Source organism: Nitrosospira sp. Nsp14 (assembly GCF_900113575.1).
Taxonomy (GTDB): Bacteria; Pseudomonadota; Gammaproteobacteria; order Burkholderiales; family Nitrosomonadaceae; genus Nitrosospira.
In genome coordinates, this window is record NZ_FOPV01000001.1 from 80640 (window position 1) to 103508 (window position 22869).

Annotated in this window: 12 protein-coding genes; 11 read left to right on the forward strand and 1 reads right to left on the reverse strand. The window is 58.1% G+C overall.

Annotation, left to right across the window (positions count from 1 at the left end; all coding sequences use genetic code 11):
• Positions 1-63 precede the first annotated feature (63 nt).
• On the forward strand, positions 64-10371 hold the full coding sequence (locus BM022_RS00365; RefSeq protein ID WP_256208764.1) for a filamentous haemagglutinin family protein: 10308 nt from the start codon (positions 64-66) through the stop codon (positions 10369-10371).
• A gap of 300 nt (positions 10372-10671) precedes the next feature.
• Here the strand turns inward: BM022_RS00365 and BM022_RS00370 are convergent, their stop codons facing one another.
• A complete protein-coding gene (locus BM022_RS00370) occupies positions 10672-12009 on the reverse strand; it encodes a glycerophosphodiester phosphodiesterase family protein (RefSeq protein WP_091135648.1) in 1338 nt (445 codons plus the stop codon).
• A 448-nt stretch (positions 12010-12457) separates the two neighbouring features.
• Between BM022_RS00370 and BM022_RS00375 the strand changes: the two genes are divergently transcribed.
• From BM022_RS00375 to BM022_RS00420, 10 genes are all read left to right on the forward strand, one after another.
• Positions 12458-14116, forward strand: coding sequence for a DUF2341 domain-containing protein (locus BM022_RS00375; protein WP_091135651.1), 1659 nt, complete (start codon positions 12458-12460; stop codon positions 14114-14116).
• Between the two features lie 11 nt (positions 14117-14127).
• On the forward strand, positions 14128-14532 hold the full coding sequence (locus tag BM022_RS00380) for an ExbD/TolR family protein (protein WP_091135653.1): 405 nt from the start codon (positions 14128-14130) through the stop codon (positions 14530-14532).
• A 4-nt stretch (positions 14533-14536) separates the two neighbouring features.
• On the forward strand, positions 14537-15202 hold the full coding sequence (locus tag BM022_RS00385; RefSeq protein ID WP_091135655.1) for a TonB C-terminal domain-containing protein: 666 nt from the start codon (positions 14537-14539) through the stop codon (positions 15200-15202).
• Between the two features lie 19 nt (positions 15203-15221).
• Positions 15222-16907 carry a putative porin gene (locus tag BM022_RS00390; protein WP_091135658.1) on the forward strand — a complete coding sequence of 562 codons (1686 nt, stop codon included), beginning with the start codon at positions 15222-15224 and terminating at the stop codon, positions 16905-16907.
• 143 nt (positions 16908-17050) lie between these two features.
• On the forward strand, positions 17051-17692 hold the full coding sequence (locus tag BM022_RS00395; protein ID WP_091135660.1) for a DNA repair protein: 642 nt from the start codon (positions 17051-17053) through the stop codon (positions 17690-17692).
• 216 nt (positions 17693-17908) lie between these two features.
• Positions 17909-18397 (forward strand): hypothetical protein, encoded by a 489-nt coding sequence (locus tag BM022_RS00400; protein ID WP_143079498.1) that lies wholly within the window; start codon positions 17909-17911, stop codon positions 18395-18397.
• Between the two features lie 271 nt (positions 18398-18668).
• The gene (locus BM022_RS00405; protein WP_091135663.1) at positions 18669-19232 is read left to right on the forward strand and encodes an anthranilate synthase component II; all 564 of its coding nucleotides are present in this window, start codon (positions 18669-18671) and stop codon (positions 19230-19232) included.
• 74 nt (positions 19233-19306) lie between these two features.
• Positions 19307-20350, forward strand: a complete 1044-nt coding sequence (gene trpD / locus BM022_RS00410) for an anthranilate phosphoribosyltransferase (protein WP_091135665.1) — start codon at positions 19307-19309, stop codon at positions 20348-20350.
• 2 nt (positions 20351-20352) lie between these two features.
• Entirely contained in the window at positions 20353-21195 is an 843-nt protein-coding gene (locus BM022_RS00415; protein WP_091135668.1) for an indole-3-glycerol phosphate synthase TrpC, read from the forward strand.
• 264 nt (positions 21196-21459) lie between these two features.
• On the forward strand, positions 21460-22734 hold the full coding sequence (locus BM022_RS00420; protein ID WP_091135670.1) for a porin: 1275 nt from the start codon (positions 21460-21462) through the stop codon (positions 22732-22734).
• Positions 22735-22869 lie beyond the last annotated feature (135 nt).

The window sequence follows — 22869 nt, forward strand, 5'->3', positions numbered from 1 at the left end:
TCTGCGGCTTATTCGAACCGGAGCCCAGTAAAATAATGACGTCACGCAAGAAAGGGGAAGGGCGTGACGAAACGCAATATCGAGCTGCTCACCGAGAAGCAGGTACACAAAATGAATCGTAATCTATACAAGTTAATTTTCAGTACGACCCTGGGTATGGTGGTGCCGGCCGGCGAAAATGTGCGAGGCCGGCGCAAGGCGGCCAGCGGTGCGGGGTTGCTTGTGACAGCTCTGCTGCTGAGCACATCTGCGCAGGCTGAGTTGCCGGTTCCGTGCGCGGGTGGCAGCTGCGGCGGCGGGATACCGGATTTCGTCACCGCTGGTCAGGCTAACTATCACGTCCATGAGCACCAGGCCATCGTCGACCAGGTGGGTGACAAGGCCATTCTCAATTGGGAAAGCTTTAATATCAGCGCCGGCCACTCCGTGCAATTCCGCCAAGTTGAGGTTCTGGTCGAACAGAACCTGGTTCAGGGCGCCAATTTCACCACCCTTAATCGCGTCTGGGACAACGATCCTAGTGTGATTGCCGGCATCATCAGTCAGGCTGCGGGGCAAAAGGCGAACGTCATCCTGGTCAATACCAATGGTATCGCGTTCATGGGTTCCTCCCAGGTGAATCTCAGCAGCTTTACTGCCAGCAGCCTGGATATCAAGGATAACTTCATTCTCAATGCATTTCTTACCCCGGAGAAGACGAATCCGCAATTCGAAGGCTCGGGCGGTTTTATCAAGGTATTCGAGGGCGCGCGCATCACGGCCGGCAGTCAGGGCCGGGTGATGCTGATTGCACCCACCGTCATCAATAAAGGCAGTGTGCAGGCTCCGGACGGACAGGTGATCGCAGCGGCGGGCACCAAGGTATTCCTGCGTTCGGCTTCGGCCATACCGGCGGATGCCAACGTGCGCGGGTTACTGGTGGAAGTGGATAGCCCGGCCGGCTTGAGCGATTTCGAAACCGCTAACACCGGCGTCAAGGATGGCAAGCTGGACGGTCAAACCGTCGTGCTCAAGGATGCTGCACGCGACAAGCTCGGCCACGTCACCAATCTGGGCGAACTGAGCACGCCACGTGGCAATGTCACCATGGTGGGGTACGCGGTCAACCAGCAAGGCATCGCGCGCGCGACCACTTCAGTCGTCTCCAACGGCTCGATCTATCTGATGGCGCAGGATTCGGCCACGGCGCAGGATAATTCGACTCGCGGCGGCCGCGTGGTTCTCGGTACAGGCAGCTTGACCGAGGTGTTACCAGACGTATCCGACAAGACCGGTGTGCCGGATGGGCTGACAGGTATCGGCCTCGTGCTTCCGTCGCAGGTGAAGGTGGTGGGACAGGACGTACGGATGGAAAATGCCTCGATGATCAATGCGCCGGCGGGGGAAGTGAATTTCATCGCCCTCGACAATCCCAGTTTGCTATTTTCCCAGGACCCCGTCAGGCAGGGGTTTGACGCGCCTGTCTCGGCTGCTGCCCGGGTTCATATCGCCAGCGGTGCGCGCATCAATGTGGCAGGCTTGGAAAACGTGGAAGTTTCCGCTGCGCGTAACGGCGTCGAAATCGAACTGCGGGGGGATGAGCTGAAAGATTCGCCGGTGAACCGCGATGGGCCGCTGCGCAGCCAGAAGGTTTTTGTCGATATCAACCGCGCCTTGGCCAATGCCAACGCGGGCGAGCCCACGCTGATTGCCAAGGACAGCCTGGAATCCCACCAGGCGCGCCTGGAGCGTGGCGTGGCGGAACGCTCCACTCAGGGAGGTATTGTGCGCGTGAGCTCGCAAGGGGAGAGCATCATCGAAGCCGGCGCCGTGATCGATCTTTCAGGCGGGAGTCTCCGCTATACCCCGGCCAGTGTCCCCACCACGCTGCTCATGTCGCGTGGGGTATTGACCGACATCGCCGATGCGCACGCCGATGTGCGCTATGACGGCATGGCTACGCGCTATACACAGGATTATGGGCGCTGGAATGTCAAAGAGGTGATCGACCTCGGGCAGAGCTTCAATTACGATCCCGGCTATACCGAGGGCAAGAATGCAGGCGCGCTGGAAGTCATCGGTTTGCGCGCCAACGTGATGCAGGCTGATATCCAGGGCCGCACTGTGGTGGGCGAAGTGCAGCACGACGCCGGCATCATGCCTGCTGGCGCCCGACTGACAATCGGCAACGACCCTGTGGCCAACCCCATTGCCGGCGGACTCGACTATAAGCTGAACCAGGTGGTCGAGCTGGGTGGCGCCGGCTCTACCCTCCCCCCCGGGTTCAAATTTGGCGATGCGCTCTCGTCCGAGCTCGTCAGTACCTTAAGCCTCAATCCTTCGCTGCTTGGCAAGGATAAGGTCGCCAACCTGGAGATATTCAGCAACCAGGCAGTAGTGGTACGCGAGGCTTTGCGTGCTCCGCAGGGTGGCAGCGTGCATATAACGGCATGGGCCGTGACAGTCGGCGCTGACATTGAGGCGCGAAGCGGCTCGATTGTGCTTGATGCCGACAGAAACGCGCTTCCCCCGGGCTCATCACCATCATCATCAGACCCGCTTAATGTTGTGGTGGCCGATGGAGTGAAATTCTCAGCCCGCGGAGCCTGGGTGAATGAATTGCCCGGCGTGCCGGCGGGCTCCGCCGACGTCGCACTGGCGCATGGGGGTAAGATTACACTCTCCGCTGATGACAGTCTTGCTCTGGGAAGAAATACGTTGCTGGATGTCACCGGCGGCGGCCGGCTCAGGGTGGACGGGGGAGGCGGTGTCATCCCCGGCAACGGCGGCGAAATCAGCCTTTCCGGCAACGCCGTTTCGGGCGTGGCCGATAATTTGCGCGGCTATGGGGTCGATAGCGGCAGTGGAGGCACGCTTACCGTGTCCAGCAACAAGATCCAGATTGGCGGCGCGCCCAGCAATACCCCGGGCACGCTCAACCTGGACGCCGAATTTTTCCAGCGCGGCGGATTTTCGAATATCAATCTTGCCGGGCGGGATAAACTGACCGTGTCGTCAGGCACAAGGGTTGCGCCCACCACCCTCAGCCTGGAATTGCAGCCGGACTATACTCTGCGACCGAGCGGTAGCCGGCTGGAGGATTTTACGCGCCAGGTAAAGTTGGATGACCTGATACGCCACCCGGTGAATTTGACTCTTACCGCAAAAAATCCCGACGATGACGCAGGCCATTTGCTGATCGACGCCGGTGCGCGCATCGAGGCCGATCCCAGGGCAAACGTGACGCTCTTGGCGGCCCGGTTGCTGGAGATCCAGGGTCGCGTAAGCGCGCCAGGAGGCAGCATTTCCGCAACCCTCGATCACGGCCGCCAAAACACGGTACCCTTCAATCCGAGCCACAGTGTGTGGCTGGGCAAGCAGGCCTTATTGGATGTAAGCGGCGTTGCACTCACCTTTCTTGACCATGATCGGCTGACTCAGGGTGAGGTCCTCGATGGCGGTTCCGTTACCTTGCATGCCCAATATGGTTATGTCGTGGCCGAGGCTGGTTCCAAAATAGAGCTATCGGGGGTCGCGCCGGTTCGCCTGGATATCCTGAATGAGGCGGGAGGGTTGGGGCAGTGGGTGGGCAGCGATGCCGGGTCGCTACGCATGGTCGCGCGCGAAGGTGCGCTGCTGGACGGCGCTTTTGCGGCTCATGCGGGCAGTGGGTCAAACCGCGGTGGTAAATTCAGCTTGGAATTGGGCTTCGTCTCCCCCCCCGAAATGGGATACCCCACGGGCGAGCGTGTGCTGAGCCTGGCGCAAACTGTGGGGCCTCAGGTAGGCAGCCTGACGCCCGGAGCTGTTGTGCCAAGCGGGCTGAACGGGCAGGCGAGGCTGGGCTCCGCAGCGCTGGAGGCTGCGGGCTTCGATCGCATTGGGCTTAAAAGTTTGGATGTGATCCGGCTGGAAGATGGCCTGAATGTTGGGGCAAATCGGATGCTGCCGTTGAACGAGCTGGTGCTCGACGCCCCGCGTATCGAAATGGCGGGGGGTGCGGCGGCTTTGAAGGCGCAAACCGTGCGGCTGGGCAATTATGACATCGAGCGAGTGGAGGTGGTCAATACCCCGGTTGCGGGCGACGGCATTTTCAAGGCGAATGCGCAGCTGCTAGAGCTGGCTGGGGGTAACCTGGCCTTGAGCGGCATAGCGCGTGCCGAACTGAATGGGGCCCAGGAAGTCAGGCTGGCGGGAGTAAACAGCGGCGGCGCACAGCGTCCCACCGGCACGCTTGCCAGCGCCGGGGAGCTGGTCTTCAGCGGTGCGGTGGTTGCCCCCACCACCTATAGCCAGTTTAGCATCCAGGCGCCGGGACAGACGGTCTCTTTCTTCCGCAATACGGTGCTGCCGAACCTTCCGCCGACCCAGCCTCTGTCCGCGTTGGGCAGTCTTTCCGTGACGGCCGCGGATATCGTGCAGGGCGGCAACGTGTGGGCGCCATTCGGCCAACTGAATTTCAACGCTACTAATGTCGTCACCTTCAAGGACGGCAGCCTGACATCCGTCGCGGCAACCCCCGGCAGCATGATTCCCTTTGGCATGCTGGTGAACGGGCGTAGCTGGGTTTACCGGCCGGATGGATTCGAGATTCCGCAGCTTGCGTTGAACGAAAAATCTATCCGTATGAACGCGGCCAATATCGACATGCAGGCGGGCGCCACGCTCGACCTCGCCGGTGGTGGCGATTTGCAGGCTTACGAATTCAGCGTGGGACCAGGCGGCTCGCGCGATATTCTCAGCGATGCCGGAACCTATGCCATCCTGCCGGGCTATGCGGGCGGATTCGCCCCCGGCGACAGGCAGGAGAACGCCGGTTTCGACCGCGCCGCCGGCGACGCCGTGTATCTTTCCGGGATACCGGGCTTGCCGGCAGGCGTGTACACGCTGTTGCCCGGGCACTACGCTCTGCTGCCCGGCGCCTATGCTGTCAGGCTGAATACGGATGTGCCTAACCTGCTGCCGGGGCAGGCCTATAGCAAGCAGGACGGAACCCAGGTGGTGCCCGGCTATGTGACCGACAGCCGCGCATCCGCGGGCGGTCCGCGCGATGCCTTATGGCACGGTTTCGAAGTGCTGACCCGCGACCAGGTTCTGCAGCGCTCCGAAATCACTCTCACCCGGGCCTCCGACTTCTTTGCCGCCGGGGTCAGCCGCCCGCAGGACGCGGGCTTGCTATCCCTGGATACGACCGCCGGGCTGAAGCTCGATGGCATTTACAAACTCGCGGCGGGCGCGGGAGGCCGAGGGGCTGCAGTCGACATCAGCGCGCCTAAAATCGCCATCACCAGCCAACCAGGTTCCCCACTCTCCGGCGTCGATCCGCTTGCCACCCGCCTTGCGGTCACCACGCTCAACAGCATTGGTGCGGCGAGCTTGTTCATCGGCGGCACGCGTACCGCCAGCGCTACGGTCGGCGCAAGCACCACGCTCAACGTCGCGGCGGATGAGGTAACGTTGGCCAACGACGCCAACCATGCCTTGAAGGGCGCAGAAATCATCCTGGCGGCAAAGGATACGCTTACGCTCAGGTCCGGCAGCGCCATCGACGCGCAAGGCAAGGCAACGACTACCGGCGCCGGCTACACCGCGGAGGGTAACGGCGCGCTGGTGCGGGCCGCCTCCACCTACGCCGCCTTTTCCCGTAGCGGGAGCCCGGATCGTAGCGAGGGCGCGCTGGTCGGCGAAGCCGGCAGCACGATCCGCGCGGTAAATTCGATTACGCTCGACGCCACCAAACAGAATGCCTTTGCCGGCACAACCATTTTTGCCGACGATAAGAATAATCTCGTGGCGGGTAATTTGACAGTCGGTGCGACACGCGTCAATTTCGGAAACGCGCCGTCCGGTTCCCAGGGTCTGACTCTCAGCCAGGGCGAACTGGACGCGCTGGACCGGCTGAACTCGCTGACGCTGACCAGCTATAGCACCTTTGACCTGTACGGCGATGTGGACGTGGGCGGGACAAATAGCGCCGGCAAGCCCACCCTGCAAGCCCTGAACCTGTTTGGCGGCGGGCTGGCCGGGCTGAACAATGCCGGTAAAACCGCCAATTTGCGCGCCGCTGCCATCACGCTTTCCAATCCGGCTGCGTCGGCATCCACCGCCGGCGGTACGCTCGGCACCGGTACGCTGGCGATACACGCGGACAAACTGGTGCTCGGCGAGGGGGCCAAAGCGATCGAAGGATTTTCCCAGGTGGATATCCGGGCAAATGAGCTTATCGGACGCGGCTCAGGGACTACTGATATCGCAGCCACTACAGCAAACATGAGCATTGCGCGTATCAGCGGCGAGCAAAGCGCCAGCCAGAGCCTGACCGCGGGCGGCGCCCTCAACCTCGCCGACACTGCGGCGGATCGTGCGCTCACGGCGGTAAATGCGCTTGGAGCTAAATGGGCGCTGTCGGGCACGGAGATCATGTTCGATACCGAGGCGATCCTGCCTTCTGGACAGCTCAAGCTTACCGCGACATCTGCTGATCTTACGCTGGGCGCAAATGCGGTCGCGGACGCAGCCGGACGCTCAGTGGTTTTCTTCGACGTGCAACGCGGGTCGCCCGGCGGCAGCGTCGAACTGGCCAGCGACAACGGCAATGTGGTGGTCGCCGAGGGCGCAAAGGTCGACGTGTCCGCTCCCTTGGGGGCAGATGCAGGAAAGGTGAGCGTGCGCGCGCCGAAAGGTGCGGTGACCTTACCGGTTGGGAGCTTGCTGGGCTCGGCGATGGCGGACGGCAACGGCGTCAAAGGCAACGGGGGGCGCTTCGAGCTGGATGTGGGAACGTTGGCGGACTTCTCCACTTTCAACACTGTGCTCAACCAGGGCGTATTCGACGGCGGGAGGACGTTGCGGGTTCGCATCGGCGATGTCAGCATTGCTGCGTCGGATACGGTCAAGGCGAAGGAAGTGCATATTACGGCGGACGGCGGCAAACTGGATGTCGCGGGTCATATTGACGCCTCGGACAAGGACGGCAGCAAGGATGCGGGCAGCATCCATCTTCATGCGAAGAACGATGTGACTGTGTTGGCCGGCGCGAAGCTCGATGCCGTTTCCACCGGCGACGGCAAGAGCGGCGGTACTGTGGAGATCGGCACCGCCCAAGGAGCGCTGAACCTGGCGCAAGGCAGCGCAATCGACGTGCAGGGGGGTAATGACGGAGACGGCGGGAAAGTAGTGCTGCGCGCATCGCGCACCGGGAGCGACGCGGGCACTGACGTGGCGGTGGGCAGTATCGCTGGCAGCATCAGCGGCGCGGGATCGGTAGTGGTCGAAGCAGTCAAGGTTTACGACAACATCACGACGCTGACTGCCACCGGCGCAAGCACAGGCACAACCCTCAGTCTTGACACGGTGAATGCCGACAATACCAGCTTTGCGTCCAACGCCGGCACGATTGCGTCGCGTCTGGGCAAGAGTGGGGATGCCGTCTTCCACGTGCGCACTGGGGTTGAAGTGCGCTCCGCCGGCGATCTTGCACTCAGCAATGATTGGAATCTCGCCACCCGCCCCGCGGGAGAAGAGCCTGGCGTGTTGACCCTGAGGGCGGCAGGCAACCTCAATCTCGATAGCAATCTCTCCGATGGCTTCAACGTGGCGACGCCTTTCAGCAGCGGCACCATCCCCGCCACCCTGGTTGAAGGGGATTCATGGGGCTACCGGCTGGTTGCGGGCGCGGATGCCGGTGCTGCCGATCCGCTGGCAGTGAAGGCAGCCAGCGGCAACATCACCCTCGCAGCCGGCAAGTTGGTGCGCACCGGCACCGGCGACATTCGTCTCGCCGCAGGCGGCGACATAAAACTCGCGGATAACAAGTCCGCGATTTATACCGCCGGACGGATAGCAGACACCGCCACCGGTTTTGTCGTTCCCGCCAATGCCCAGTTCAGCCAGGGCGGAGGGGATGTCAGCCTGGTGGCGACGGGCGATATTATCGGGGCGCCCGCGGCGCAACTCTATTCCAACTGGCTGTTCCGCCAAGGGGCCGTGAATGCATCCACCGGGGAATATACCCGGCAACCTGCCTGGTGGGTGCGCTTCGACCAGTTCCAGCAAGGCGTCGGCGCGCTGGGCGGTGGCAACGTCATGCTGCAGGCCGGCGGGAGCGTGGAAAACGTCTCCGCCAGCGCCCCAACCCAGGCACGCATGACCGCCACTGCGCCGAATGCGACAAAACTGGTGACAACCGGCGGCGGCGATGTGCGCGTGACAACCGAGGGCGACCTGCTGGGCGGCCAATATTATGCCGACCGTGGCGATGTCGTCATAACAGCTGGTGGCAAGGTGGGCAGCGGGCAGACCGTACAGGGCAATCCACTCTACACCATTCTGGCCCTGGGCGAAGGACGGGCGTTCGTAAGCGCGCAAGGGGACGTCAACATTCATACTGTGCTGAATCCGCATCTGGTGGTCCAGTCTTCCGGCACCGGCACCGCGTTCAACGTCAACAATGCCACAAGCCCCAGCTGGAGCCTTTTTTCGACCTATGGTCGCGACAGTGGCGTAGACATGCAGAGCCTGGGTGGGAAGGTGACGATGCACAATGGCGGCGGGGGGAGTGCAGACATACAGGCGGCTTACCGAAAAACCCAAGGCGTCAATGGCCCGGGGCTCAACTTCAATATCTCGAGCTCAAGGTACCAACCGACGCTGCTTTCCCTTCTGCCGCCAAACCTGTCCGCCACGGCGTTTCAGAGTGATATCGTCATGAATGACGGGCCCACTGACCTTGTACTTTATCCCTCGGCGCGCGCGCAGTTGGCGCTGCTGGCGGCGAACTCGATCGCTATCCCCGCGCTTATATCCATGAGCGACCGGGATCCGGCCCTGATCCCGAGTGCGATCAGGCCAGGAACAGAGTCTTCCCAATTCCCGACCACCGCTGTGACGGCGGAGAACCTTGTTCTTGTTCATGCCGCTGTTCCCATGCATACCGGCGATACGCAGCCGGCGCGAGTCTATGCTATTGCGGGAGATATCAAGGGGAGTCCAAACGAGCTTACTTTGGACCTTTCTAAATCCGTCAGGCTTCGTGCCGGGCAGGATGTGCGCGACGTAGCCGTGCAAGCGCAGCATGTGGGCAAGAATGATATCAGCCGGGTGGAAGCAGGCCGTGATATTGCTTTTACTACTGGAAACGACCGGGCAAATAATTCCAAAATCTGGGTTGGCGGCCTAGGCAGGCTGGAGGTGACGGCGGGGCGTAATGTGGACCTGGGCACCTCCGCCGGAATCGTCAGCCGCGGCGACCTCGATAATGCGGAACTGCCCGCCGGTGGCACCGATATTCATGTCGCGGCCGGGGTGGGTGCGCAGGGAATCGATTACGCCGGCACCGTCAACCGGCTGGTAACGGAACTCGAGAAAGCCGGGGGCAACCCGACGGATGTCCTGCTGTGGCAGGCGCGCTGGCTGGTGAAGAACGATAACCTGGAGGGCTCTGACGCCCTGCGGGCGGTGAAGGCAGTACAGGCACTGGATGTCGACACTCAGCGCGCCATGGTGCGGTCGATGGTTTATTCCGCCTTGCTCGTTACCGGACGTGACTCCAACAATCAAGACAGCCCGTTTGCTGCTGACTATGAGCGCGGTTATGCGGCGCTGGAGCTGGTGTTCCCGGGATTGCGCGAGAAGAACGAGGATGGCAGCTTTAAAAACTACCAGGGAGAAATCAACCTGTTTGCCAGCCGTATCAAGACCGAGCGCGGCGGGAATATCGAGTTCATGGTGCCTGGCGGGGACCTGATTGTCGGTCTCACCAATACACCCGCGATACTGGTAGACGTGGGCAACGATGTCCTTGGAATGCTGACCGTCGCGGAGGGGGATGTGCGCGGCTTTGCTCGTAACGATATCACCGTCAATCAGTCGCGCATTCTCACGGTGGGCGGCGGCGACGTCCTGCTGTGGTCGAGCGAGGGCGATATCGATGCCGGTAAAGGCAAGAAGAGTGCAACCGCGGTGCCTCCGCCTTTGATTAAAGTCGATGCACAGGGTAACGTGACGCAGGAATTGCAAGGCGCGGCGTCGGGTAGCGGGATAGGAGCCCTTTCCAGCGGCGGGAAGCCCGCTGGCGACATCGACCTGATTGCGCCAACTGGCACGGTCAATGCCGGAGATGCCGGGATCCGGGCCAACAATCTCAATATAGCTGCCCAGGTCGTGCTGGGCGCGGACAATATTGCGGTTGCGGGCACTTCCACCGGCACCCCGGTAGCGGATGCGAGCGCGGTAACAGCCACCACTTCTGGTTCCACCTCGCAGGGAGATGACGTATCCAAGGCGACTGCGGCTTTATCACAGAATCTGTCGGATGCAGCGCGAACGGCTGAAACGATGAAAAAGCTTAAGCCCACCTTTATTTCTACCGAGGTGATCGGGCACGGGGAATAACAGCTTTACAGTGGGTAAGGGCGTAGCGCCCGAGGACACCCCCCGGCGAAGTCGGGTATGCTTACTTCTCGGGTGGGTGATTATTGCATGTCAGGAACCGATCACCCCGCCGTCGTCCTTGGTGACTGCGGTGGCGCTCAGGGAACCTTTCAGAAATGCCCAGCGAGACAGCTTGCGGCCTCGATCATGTCATGCAGCGATGGGTTGCCAGAATCGTTACTGCTGGTATGGCTGGGGTTTGTCTTTCCGTCAGGGTGCAAGGTGCTACTCGTTTAATTTCCTCGTAAGTGGGCAATCGGATTATTTGATATTCATGCAATTTGCATAGTAGCTGACGGTGGCGGGCCAATCGCTGAATATGCCGCGGATACCGACGTTCCGGGCGAGGACATCCAGGACTTTCATCATATCACCCTCACGCTTGATGGCAGAATCGAACGTCTGGTAATAAAAGTCGTTGTTGCCGTCGACCAAGATGCCGGAGCGCTCCAGGGTCCAGGTAATGATGTCGAGTCCCGCCTTCTTGGCATCGCGGGCGTACCGGGATGGGACGATATTGCCACTGTCATCGACGTCCAGCAGTGCGAATATCGGCGGAGCGACGATATTGATGCCCTCGGCCTTGTAAGCGGCGAGTTGGGCGGCGGAGGGTAGCTCAGCAACCACGTTCGCGTCATCCAGATAAACCGCCTGTTTGCCAAACTCTGGTTCCTTGGCGATCCAGTAGCGTATATCGCGAATATCGAACGATTGCGGATAAACATTTCGGGGCTTGACGTCTTCGGCCTTGTATTCGTCAATCATTTGCTGTGCGTAGTTTTGCTGCGTGTAATCCCCGGTACCGTCGCCATCACTGTCATAAGGCATGGGAACACTGGCATTCTTGAGTTCGGGCGTCATTTTCACGCCGAGTCTCTTGAATAAACGAATACTCTCTTTGTGGGTGAGCAGGGTACCGCTGGTGGGACCCGCATAAAGGTCGGTGCGCCAGCTGGGATTAGCCCCCAGGTAAGCCGCGACGGTGGTTGCCGCAGGATTGAAGCTATCCATCTTACCTCTTAGCGTCTTGAATTCCTCCAGGGTGATGTCGCTGGTGCAGCACTGTGCCGAGGCTGCCTGCACAACATTGCCGTCGGCATCAAGCTGGGCGGGCGTGAAAGGCTGGGTACACTTTGCGGCCAGCGGCGTTTCGAGGATATTCGTGGTGGTATGCAGGTCGCACTGCGAATGGCGGCAAACCAGCTCCTTGTCCTTGGTGAAGGTCACGTCGCACTCCACGACGCCGGCGCCCATGCGTGCCGCCGCCTCGTAGGATTCTTTCGTGTGCTCCGGAAACTGCAAGGCCGCACCCCGGTGACCAATGGAAAAATCTGTTTTATGGAACGGACCATTGCTGCAACTCTTAAGCCTTCTTTTAAGAGCGCCTCCTTGCATGTCATTGACGAGGAAGTAAGGGCGGGGGCCGAGCTGGATCTTCATGCTGTTTTCGGAATGGCTTCCCGAACCATCGGAATGATGGTCGTGGTCGTCATCGTCATCGTGTTGTCTGCTCGCGGACGCTGTCGTGGCCGCCATGGAAAGGGCAATCAGCAACAGGGATGTCGTCAGAGCTGAAAAAGCGGATTTTTTTGTAAGCATGGCAGGTCTCCCGTTTTCAAAAGAATTCGTCACGTTCAGTCACGTCCATAGCGATGCAGACTCTGACGCTACTCTTGTTCTTTTTCATTTCCACGAGAGGGTGGCTGATCCAAACAGATCAATTGTTTCAGCAATCGCATCCCAAAGCCAGGCAAGGAAACGCTTTTCCCAGAGTATCGAACACTAGCCCGGCCTCCACAAATCTCGATAGTCCGCGGCAAAAGTGGACAACGTACCGCCACCTCTATTCGAATTTCGCCCGATAGTCAGTTCCTTGCAGCATATTCATATTCCCGACCAACAGGGACGGTGGTTATTCGGGACTTGATGATTGTCTCGCCTCGTTCGTCCTCGAACGCGCGAATATGATCCTTTTGGCTCATATTCGTTGCTAATGGCTGTAACCTCATCCACGGATAATCCCACACACTTGTTTAGACGATCTGTCATGCGCGCCCTTGTCCCCCTACTAGCTGTACTGTTATGCACGTTTTCCCTATCGAGTCATGCGTGGTGGAATAACGACTGGACAGGCCGAAAAAAAGTTACGTTGAAAAGTCCGGCTGGCGAGGTAATGGATGCGCCGGTGTTGATCCGGCTGCACACGGGAAACTTCGATTTTTTCTCGACCAACGATGATGGTGGGGACTTGCGCGTTGTCGCCGCGGACGACGCAACCGAACTGAAATTTAACGTTGAGAAATGGGACAGCGCAAACCAGTTGGCGCTGGTGTGGGTGAAAGTTCCCAAGCTCACGTCGCAGGCGGAGCTATTCCTCTATTTTGGTAATGAGAACGCCGTATCCGCGTCGGATCCCAAGGGGACGTATGATGCCAGCAGCGCCGTTTACCATTTCGCAGAGCGGGATGGAAATCCGCAGGACAGCGGGCCCAACGGCTTGCACGCACAGTCTTCCGTACAGCGTGTCGCGGCGTCCTTCTCCAACGGGGGGGCGGGGTTTGACGGTTCCAGAACCGTAGTACTGCCTGCGGTAAGCGCGCGCAACGGCTACAGTTTTGCTGCATGGGTGAAGCCCTCGTCACTCGATGGCGTCTTGCTCCAGTCCGACGGTATTACCGTGTCACTGGAGGCGGGGGCTGTCAGGGTGAAATCCGGCGGAGCCAACGTCGTATCGAAGACGCCGCTTGGCGTAGGGAAGTGGCACCACGTCGGAGTAACGCTGTCCGACACGCTCCGAGTGTACCTCGACGGGAAGCCGGCAGATGAGGCGTCTGGCGCGGCCATGCCCGTAGGCGCTGCGACGCTTGGCGCCGGCTTCAAGGGCGAAATGGACGAGGTGCAGGTGTCCGGTGTGGCCCGAGGCATGGAATGGATGGCTGTGCAGGCCGCGCTGGGGCCCGAGTCCGGGCTGGTCACGGTGGGTGAAGAGGAGAGTGCTGAAGGGAATGCTGAAGCCGCATCGCACCTGGGCATAATCCTCAAGTCGCTTACGGTCGACGGATGGGTTGCGATCGGGTTCCTCGCAGTCATGCTGCTGATCGCAATATGGGTCATGTACAGCAAGGCGGTCTATATCAACAGGGTTGATAAGTCCAATAGCCGCTTCATGCACCGGTTTCGCGAACTCTCGACCGACCTCGCGATGATCGACAAAAGCGGTGGCCTGGAAAAAGACTTCAAACATTCTTCCCTATATCGCATATATCACATCGGGGCCGTGGAACTCGCGCATCGTTTTGACAATACCGATGCCACCCAAATCACCAAGTCTCTATCGCCGCAAGCACTCGACGCGATTCGCGCCAGCCTGGACGCCGGCTTGGTGGAAGAAATCCAGCGCATGAACAAATTCATGGTGCTGCTCACGATCGCTATTTCCGGCGGGCCTTTCATCGGCCTGCTCGGCACGGTCATGGGCGTGATGATCACGTTTGCAGCGATCGCCGCGGCCGGGGATGTCAACGTCAATGCGATCGCGCCGGGTATCGCGGCAGCGCTCGCAGCAACAGTGGCGGGGATGTCGGTGGCTATCCCCTCGCTGTTTGGCTACAACTACCTCGCATCGCGCATCAAGGCCATCGTCTCCAGAATGCATATTTTTGTTGATGAATTCATCACCAAGCTTGCCGAAAACTACAGCCGCTAACCGGGGATGGCATGAAGGTACAGGAAGAGAACGAACTTTACGACGAGATCAATGTGGTGCCCATGCTGGATCTCGCCTATGTGCTGCTGGTGATTTTCATAATAATGACGACCGCATCGGTGCAGGGAATAAAAGTTAATCTGCCCAAGGCTAGCAATACCCCCAGCCTGGCCAAACCGCAGACCAAGGCGATCACGATCAACGAAAGCGGACAGATTTTTCTGGATGCTTATCCGGTGACGATGGACGAGCTAAGAACCCGGTTAAGTCAGCTGAAAGCCGCTAATCCAGAGCTTCCCGTCGTAATCAAAGGGGATACGGTAGTGCAATACGGCAAGGTGATGGACGTTCTCGAATTACTGGGTCAGCTGGATATTACCCAGTTGGGCCTCGTGACTCAGCGCCTGGTGAAGTAATGCCATGGAAGAAAAGGAACGGCCGGCCTGGCTGCGCTGGGGGGGCGTCGTACTCGGCCTGGCTGCGTTGGTCATGGTGGGATTGTGGCTGAAGGATTTTCTCGGCAGTGCCGAGCCCCCAAAAAAACAGGGGCTGCAGCAGATCACCTTGATCAAGCCGCCCCCTCCGCCTCCACCGCCACCCGAGCAGAAACCGCCGGAACCGGTAGTTAAGGAAGAAATAAAGATATCCGAACCTGACCCAGAGCCGATGGATCAGGCCGATGAGCCGCCGCCCGGGCCGGATCTCGCTGTTGATGCCGAGGGGACTGGAAGTGGTGACTCGTTCGGTCTGGTGGGGAAAAAAGGCGGATCTGACCTGATCGGGAGCGGCCGAGGAGGAAATCCGTGGGCCTGGTATGACGGGATAGTAAACGAGGCGATTAATTCGGCTTTTCAGGATGCGCTCGCGCGGGAACAAGCGCTGAAGGACAAGAGCTACAAGGTGATAGTGAAGGTGTGGATCGACCCCCGGGGACAGATATCGCGAGTTGTTCTGGGTGATACAACGGGTGATGCCAAAGTCGATCAGTTGCTAAAGGATGTGCTGCAAAATTTACGAGCCTTACGCGAGGCTCCGCCGGCCGACATGCCGCAACCAATAAAAATACGGGTGACCTCGCGCGCCTGATGGCTGGAGAAAGTAAGAAATGAATATTAGTTTGATGCTTGCGAGTGCGACGCTGGCGCTGGCATGTGCGGGCGCCGCGCAGGCAAAAACCGATGAGCGGGAAAGAGTTGAAATCCTGTATGAGACGACGTTGAATCTCATCCGGCTTCTGGTCGAACAAGGGGTTATCAAGCAGGAAGTGGCCGACGAAATGATCCGGAAGGCGGAAGCAAAGGCGAAGGCTTCGCACCCGCAGGCGCATGAAAAAAATGCGCAGCCTGAAGCCGTGGAACCCAAGAAGGGTGAAGTACGGGTTACCTATGTGCCCGAGCATGTCAAGCGCGAAATCCGCGACCAGCTACGCCAGGAAGTGGTGTTCCAAGCCAAGCAGGAGCGCTGGGGAGACGTAAACGCGGTTCCTGAGTGGCTAAGCCGCTTCAAGATGGAGGGCGACATACGGTTGCGGGAGCAGCTTGATTTCTATGCCGACAGTAACGCGCCCGCCGCCAATTTTCAAGCCATGGGGCAGCAAATCAACAACACCACTGAGGACGAACACCGCGAACGGGTCCGCATGCGGCTTGGCATCAACGCGAATGTTACCAAGGGAGTGGACCTTGGGCTGCGCCTTACTACTGGGAATGTGAATGGTGCCGGCGTTACAGGCGACCTCGTGGGGGTGGGATCTCCCGTGTCCACGTTGCAGACCTTCGGAACTTACAACAGTAAATTCACTTTCGTGCTCGATCAGGTTTTCCTCAAGCTCGCTCCCTGGAATGGGGTAGCAGTCACCGCCGGACGTTTCCCCAACCCCTTCTTCGTGGGCACGCTGGGGAATGTATATACTGGCCCGATCCCCAAAGGCCCGCATACTATTCCTCAAGCCGGGGTAGTGCATACGGACCTTTTATGGGACGTTGACCTGAACTTCGAAGGCCTGGCAGTTAATCTTAACCCGTGGATGAAAGAGGATCGGGTGATCAAGCCCTTTTTTAACGCGGGGATATTTCCTCTACAGCAAGTTAATCAGAGCGAGACTGTCAAAGCCAAGGATAAATGGTTTTATGGAGCACAGGCGGGATTCGAGTGGGTCCCGGCGGATGCCGACACCACGGTCAGGGTCGGCGCTGCGTATTATGACTTTCGGGATATTGCCGGTGTCCGCAATCCAAATTTTGGCGATACATTGTATGATCAGACTGCTCCCCTGTTCCGGCAGAAAGGCAACAGCCTCTTCAATATCGATAACGATGGCAATCCAACCACCAACCTCTGGGCATTGGCCGCGGACTATAAGATTGCCAATTTAACCATCGTGGCGGATTATGCCAAATTCAGGCCGATTCACGTTATCGGCACCTTGGACTTCGTTCGCAACGTAGGCTATGACGAAGGCAAAATTCTTGCTCGAACGGGGCAGAATATCAAGCCCGAAGTCAACGCCTACCAGGCGCGCCTGACCGTGGGTTACCCGGTTATTTCCGAGCGGCGCCAGTGGCAGGTGATGGGATTTTATCGCCGCTCGGAGCGTGATTCGATGCTGGACGCTTTTACTGATTCCAATTATCTGCTTGGGGGCACCAATCACAAGGGTTATACGCTTCAGGCCCTATACGGCGTCGCGCATAACACCTGGCTGGGTGTTCGTTATATGTCCTACGACAACATTAGCGGCCTGCCCCTCGGCATCGACACGGTAAACTTCGACTTTAATGCCAGGTTCTAATGTACTGGTGTGTCGCAGCTTGGGCGACCGAACCTTCGGCGCCGAAACGGTTAGCAGCGGCGACAACAAAACTGGCAACCATTGAGCATGGGTTATTCACCGTATTGCACGCTAAATTGCTGTAGGATCGTCGGGTAAAATACATGACTTTGCGACTGTTCTGCCAAGCGGTGGCGGTTGTTTTTCTGATAGCCGCCTCGTATTCCGGACCTGCGATGGCTACCGACACTAAGGATCAAAAAAGAGAGCGGCAGGTGCTGCGGCGCATGCAGCAGCAATTGACGGAGATTCAGCAGCAGAAATCCGCTGTGGACCAGGAAAAAACGGTACTTGAAGACGCACTGAAGAAGACCCAGAAAGAGACCCAGAAAGAAATCGATATTCACAAGCGCTCCACGGCAAGCGCTGCTGCCAAAGCCCATCAACTGGAGAAGTTAATCGAGGCCGCAAACAATGAAAAGGCCGAGTTGCGTGCACGGCTGGATGAGGCGGAGAAACAAAACCAGGCGGTCTCCGCTCAGCGCGACCAATTGCAACAGGATTTGAAGAAGACTGTCAGCGTACTCGCGAAGGAGAACGAGCAAAGAAAGCTTTGCGAAGCCAATAACACTGAACTCTATCGCATAGGTATGGAACTGGTTGACTGGTACACCAGAAAGGGTGCTTTTAATGCGATTCTGGAGGCTGAGCCCTTCACACGCATGAAAAGCGTTGAAATGGAAAATCTTCTCGAAAACTATCGCGAGAAGCTTGAAGGCCAGCGCCTGGAACGCACGATCAATTGATTCTGCCCCGGCAGTTCCAGGCAACGGGAGAATGCAATTCATGTAAAATCCGCTAATATGCGGGTAGAATAGCCCCATCCGTTGTCTGTATAGAACGGGGCGTGAACCTCCGGGTAACCGGTACTAAAGCGCTATACTTTGCATCGTTATTTGATGATTCAGGAGAACAACATGACAATGACATCGCGTAAGGGGCGTGCGAAATCGAGCACAGATATGGAAAAGGAAGAAGCGGTGGGAGCCGAAGAAAAGCCGGTGCGTAAGCCTGCTCCCAAACAAAAAAAGGTTATAGCTGCCAAGAGTCTTAAATCGTCCGCGCCCCTAAAAACCGGCCAAAGCGCGGCGGAAAGCGAAATGCCGCGGAAACCGGCAAGAAGAGGAAAAATAGCGAATGAAACAGATAAGGCTGCTAAAACAGATAAGGTTGCTAAAACAGATAAGGCGGTGAAAGCAGTTAGGGACGTTGAGTTAGATAAGGCCGATAAGACGGATATCACCGCCAATTCCACGCCGAAAAAAAATAAACTGCGGCACGACAGTTACTCCATTCCTGAAAACGAGCACAAGCAGCTTGCTGTGCTTAAGAAGCGCTGCGCCGATCAGGGCAGGCCAATAAAAAAGAGTTACTTGCTGCGTGCGGGAATACAGGCATTGACGCGGATGAATGACAACGAATTTTTTAACGCAATAGAGCGCATCAAGTAAACAAGGGAGTTTTGGTCCCCCTTTCTCATCCGGAAGCCCTGCGGCCGCCTGTGATCTAAAAACAGAAATGGCGTTATTCCTCATGAATGGGGGGTAGTTCAGTTGCAGCGTTCTCATCTGTTTCGCCGAGCTCGCGTCTGATTTTTACCCTTGCGGGCGCGCCTGCGCGAAGGGATAATATCGGGTTTCCTGCGTTATCCACATTCACGAACCCACGCGGCACAGCGATTGGGTATCAGCAGGACCCTTTATACGCGCTAGTCCTCGCCATATGCTGCTGATGATCGATAATTACGATTCCTTCACCTATAACCTGGTGCAGTATTTTGGTGAGTTGGGGGAGGACGTGGTCGTATTTCGCAACGACGAAATTACGCCCCACGAGGTAGCCCGGTTAAGGCCCGCTCGTATCGTCATTTCACCCGGTCCATGCACGCCAAGCAAAGCAGGCATCTCGATGCCGCTCGTCGCGTCATATGATACCGAGATTCCCATATTGGGCGTTTGCCTCGGCCACCAGAGTATAGGTCAAGCTTTCGGCGGCAAGATCGTCCATGCGAAACAGGTCATGCATGGTAAAACCTCGCCCATTTTTCACGCGGGCGCCGGCATATTTCGTGGTCTGCCGAACCCGTTTACCGCGACCCGCTATCATTCGCTTGTCGTTGAGCGGGAAAGCCTCCCTGATTCCCTGGAAATAACCGCATGGACCGAAGGAGGCGAGATAATGGGCATACGCCATAAAACCCTTGCGATAGAAGGTGTGCAGTTTCATCCGGAATCCGTGCTCACCGAACATGGGCACCAGTTGCTCGAGAATTTTTTGAAGCAGTGAAGACTGAATTCGGCTGCGGGAGCTAAAACCCGCCGATAAAGGACTGTGCAGATACAGTCCCTGAAAGGACCAACATGAAACCGCAGGAAGCGCTGGCACGTATTATCGAGCACCGTGAGATCTTGCACGATGAGATGCTGTCGCTCATGCGGCAGATCATGCGAGGAGAATTGTCGCCCACGCTGATCTCAGCCATTATCACGGGACTACGCGTAAAGAAGGAGACGATTGGAGAGATCGCGGCCGCTGCTCAGGTGATGCGTGAATTCGCCACTCCGGTTGATGTGCCGGATGATCGTCAGCTTGTGGATACATGCGGCACTGGTGGAGACTCGGCCCATACGTTCAATATATCCACCACGGCGGCTTTTGTCGCGGCCGCGGCCGGCGCCCGTGTAGCGAAGCATGGTGGCCGCTCAGTATCCAGCAAATCCGGGAGCGCGGACGTGCTTGAGGCCCTGGGTGTTAATCTTAATCAGACACCACTGGAAATTGCGGAGAATATAAGAGAAACCGGTCTGGGTTTCATGTTTGCGCCTAATTTTCACAGTGCCATGCGGCATGCGGCCCCGGTTAGGCGTGACCTTGGGGTGCGCACACTTTTTAATATCCTCGGGCCGCTCACCAACCCTGCGGGCGCAAAAAACCAGCTGCTGGGCGTATTTCACCCTGAACTCGTCGGTACCTTGACGCGCGTCCTGCAGCGTCTGGGTAGTCAGCATGTGATGGTGGTGCACGGCAGCACCGCGCAAGGCGGACTGGACGAAATAACCATCGCTGGCGTGACCCGGGTTAGCGAACTCAGGCACGGAGAGGTGATTGAATACACAATCGCTCCGGAAGATTTCGGCATGAAAACTACTGCTATCGAAACGATACAAGCTCGAGACAGTGCGCAATCCCGGGAGATACTGATGGCTGTCCTGGATAATCAACCCGGACCGGCGCTGGATATCGTGGCCCTCAATGCAGGTGCGACAATCTACGTTGCTGGCGCGGCGGGGTCCTTGGAGGAAGGCGTAGAAAAAGCGCGGGCAGCGATAGAAAGTGGGGCGGCAAGAGCTAAGCTGCGCCAATTTATCCAATTCTCCAATCGCGATAGAGCCGGGCTGGCATAGTTATGGGCAACATATTGCGAGAGATTTTGGCCGTCAAGCAGCAGGAGGTGGCGGCTGCGACGGCGGCGCGCTGCCTCTCCGCTTTGCGCCGGGAGGCTGAGTCCGCGCCCCCACCCCGGGATTTTACTGCCGCGCTGCGCAAAAAAATTGATGCAGGGCTACCCGCCGTTATCGCGGAAATCAAGAAAGCCAGTCCAAGCAAGGGCGTGCTGCGCGCGCAGTTCGACCCGGCTGCCATTGCCTCAAGCTATGCAAAGCACGGCGCGGCCTGCCTGTCGGTGCTAACCGATGCGCAATTTTTCAAAGGAAGTGCGGAATATCTAAAACTGGCGAGATCTGCCTGTGATTTGCCTGTCCTGCGCAAAGATTTCATCATCGACGAATATCAGGTGGTCGAAGCCCGGGCGATGGGCGCCGATTGCATCCTGATTATCGTTTCTGCTTTTCACCCTCGTTTCCCCACCGGCGATGCGGCGGCGGATGTGAGCGACGATGGGGACGCGCTCTCCCATATGCGCAGGCTTGAATCGTGCGCTCACGGGCTCGGGATGGGAGTTCTGGTTGAGGTGCACGATGGTGCGGAACTGGAACTTGCATTACAACTCACTTCCCCTTTAATCGGTGTCAATAACCGCAATCTGCAGACGTTCGAAACCAGCCTGGACACAACCCTGCAGCTGCTGGAAGAAATTCCCCCGGGGCGGATCGTCATAACGGAAAGCGGCATACTTGCGCCAGCCGATGTCGATCTGATGCGTGCGCGTCAAGTTCAGGCCTTTCTAGTAGGTGAGGCGTTCATGCGTGCCGCCAATCCAGGTGCGGAACTGGCTAGATTGTTCGGCTAGGGTCTGCCCCAAGGGCCGCAGACGCACCGCCGAGCAAGCCGACGCATCCCAGTTGAATCGCCGCCGGGAAGTATTTGTTGCAAAAAAGCAACACATACCTCTTCCATATCCCGAAACTCTCTTTATTTCCTTGCTAGGTGTAGCCGCGTTAGGCACAATCTCTCAACCCTCTCATTTAGAGAGGTCCATAGTAGCGGGATAGACTCCACCGAAATAGGGTCGGTGAGAGGCCCCACCGTTTCAACTTTAAAGGAGATTTTCCACATGAAAAAGAAACTGATTGCGCTGGCCGTGGCTGGTGCACTCGCGGCCCCGGTGGTTGCATCCGCTCAGGGGACGAACGTCACGATTTTTGGTCGGGTACAAGCTGAATACAGCCTCGTTGACTTTTCCAGCCAGGGCAGCCAAGGATCTCTCCAAGATAACTCCCGCTCCTCCCGTTGGGGTCTGCACATTACCGAGGATTTGGGGAGCGGCTTGAAAGCCAATGCCCGCCTCGAAATGGGCTTGAATGCCGGTTCCGGTTCCGCCACGACTCCTCGTGAGCAGTGGGTCGGACTCTCCAGCAACCAGTGGGGCGATGTCAAATTCGGCCGCGTTCAATCTCCCTTCAAGGATTTCGCGGGAGGTATGACCATTGATCCGTTCGCATACACCACCCTGCAAGCCAACGGCGCCGGCGGGACCATGAGTGGCGCGGCCAATGGCATGGGTTCGGGCGCCAACAGCTTTGTGAACAGCGCGATCCGTTTCGATTCCGCTTCCATGGAAGGTTTCTCCTTTGCAGCCATCCTGATGCCTGGCGATGCGAATACCCTTGATCCGCTGCAACAGGGAAGCGTCATATCCGGTCTCGCGCCCGGAGGCCTGGGCAGCAATGGCAATACAGGTGGTAAGAACGGTGAATTCGACGGCCAGGCTGCAGCCAAATACCACTTTGATTTCGGGAGTATGGGATTTGACATCTTCGGTGGTTACTCCCGCGACAATGCCAACGCCGTTCAAAAGAACATTGGCCTCAAGACCGAAGAAATATGGCGTGTTGGCGCTGCCTGGGCTTGGGAAAACTTCAAGCTCGCCGGCCAGTATGAAAACATCAACAATGCGATTGGTGCGGCAACCTGTACCACAGCTGCTTCCCTGGTGGCGAACCCGCTTGATGCGGGCCAATCCACTGGCCAGTGTAATTCCGCGATGAACTGGGGTGCGGACGGTAATATCTGGCATGCCAGCGCTCAATACAGATGGGGCAATACCACTCTGGTCTTACAAGGTGGTATGACCAAGGCTCATGCAGGGGGCGTCAATGCGGCGGCAGCACGTAAAGCCGATAGCTTCACCGTGGGCGCGATCCACAATCTGAGCAAACGCACCAGCTTCTTCGGTGGTTATCAGCACGTATATTTAGACAACCCCAATGCGGCAGCTGCAAACGATCTGTCCAACGCCGCCAACGCTGTCAGCTACACGGCACCGAGTTATGCGCCGGCTGGCAGCAATCGTAGCACCTTCACGATTGGTCTCCGTCACAACTTTTAATTGTGTAGAGGAAGTTGAGAATGGGGCGCCCAGGCGCCCCATTTTTTTAGGTTCTTTTTTCAGGGAAACCCAAAGTTTTGGTGAAGGGCGTGGAGTTCTTTTCCGGCAGGAAGTTTGACAAGGGTTCGTATATTT

Bases quoted from the DNA above. Each gene is read 5' to 3' on its own strand.
- BM022_RS00400 (WP_143079498.1), top strand. From the start codon at position 17,909: ATGGAAAAGGAAGAAGCGGTGGGAGCCGAAGAAAAGCCGGTGCGTAAG.
- BM022_RS00415 (WP_091135668.1), top strand. From the start codon at position 20,353: ATGGGCAACATATTGCGAGAGATTTTGGCCGTCAAGCAGCAGGAGGTG.
- BM022_RS00380 (WP_091135653.1), top strand. From the start codon at position 14,128: ATGAAGGTACAGGAAGAGAACGAACTTTACGACGAGATCAATGTGGTG.
- trpD (WP_091135665.1), top strand. From the start codon at position 19,307: ATGAAACCGCAGGAAGCGCTGGCACGTATTATCGAGCACCGTGAGATC.
- BM022_RS00375 (WP_091135651.1), top strand. From the start codon at position 12,458: ATGCGCGCCCTTGTCCCCCTACTAGCTGTACTGTTATGCACGTTTTCC.
- BM022_RS00390 (WP_091135658.1), top strand. From the start codon at position 15,222: ATGAATATTAGTTTGATGCTTGCGAGTGCGACGCTGGCGCTGGCATGT.
- BM022_RS00405 (WP_091135663.1), top strand. From the start codon at position 18,669: ATGCTGCTGATGATCGATAATTACGATTCCTTCACCTATAACCTGGTG.
- BM022_RS00385 (WP_091135655.1), top strand. From the start codon at position 14,537: ATGGAAGAAAAGGAACGGCCGGCCTGGCTGCGCTGGGGGGGCGTCGTA.
- BM022_RS00395 (WP_091135660.1), top strand. From the start codon at position 17,051: ATGACTTTGCGACTGTTCTGCCAAGCGGTGGCGGTTGTTTTTCTGATA.
- BM022_RS00420 (WP_091135670.1), top strand. From the start codon at position 21,460: ATGAAAAAGAAACTGATTGCGCTGGCCGTGGCTGGTGCACTCGCGGCC.
- BM022_RS00370 (WP_091135648.1), bottom strand. From the start codon at position 12,009: ATGCTTACAAAAAAATCCGCTTTTTCAGCTCTGACGACATCCCTGTTG.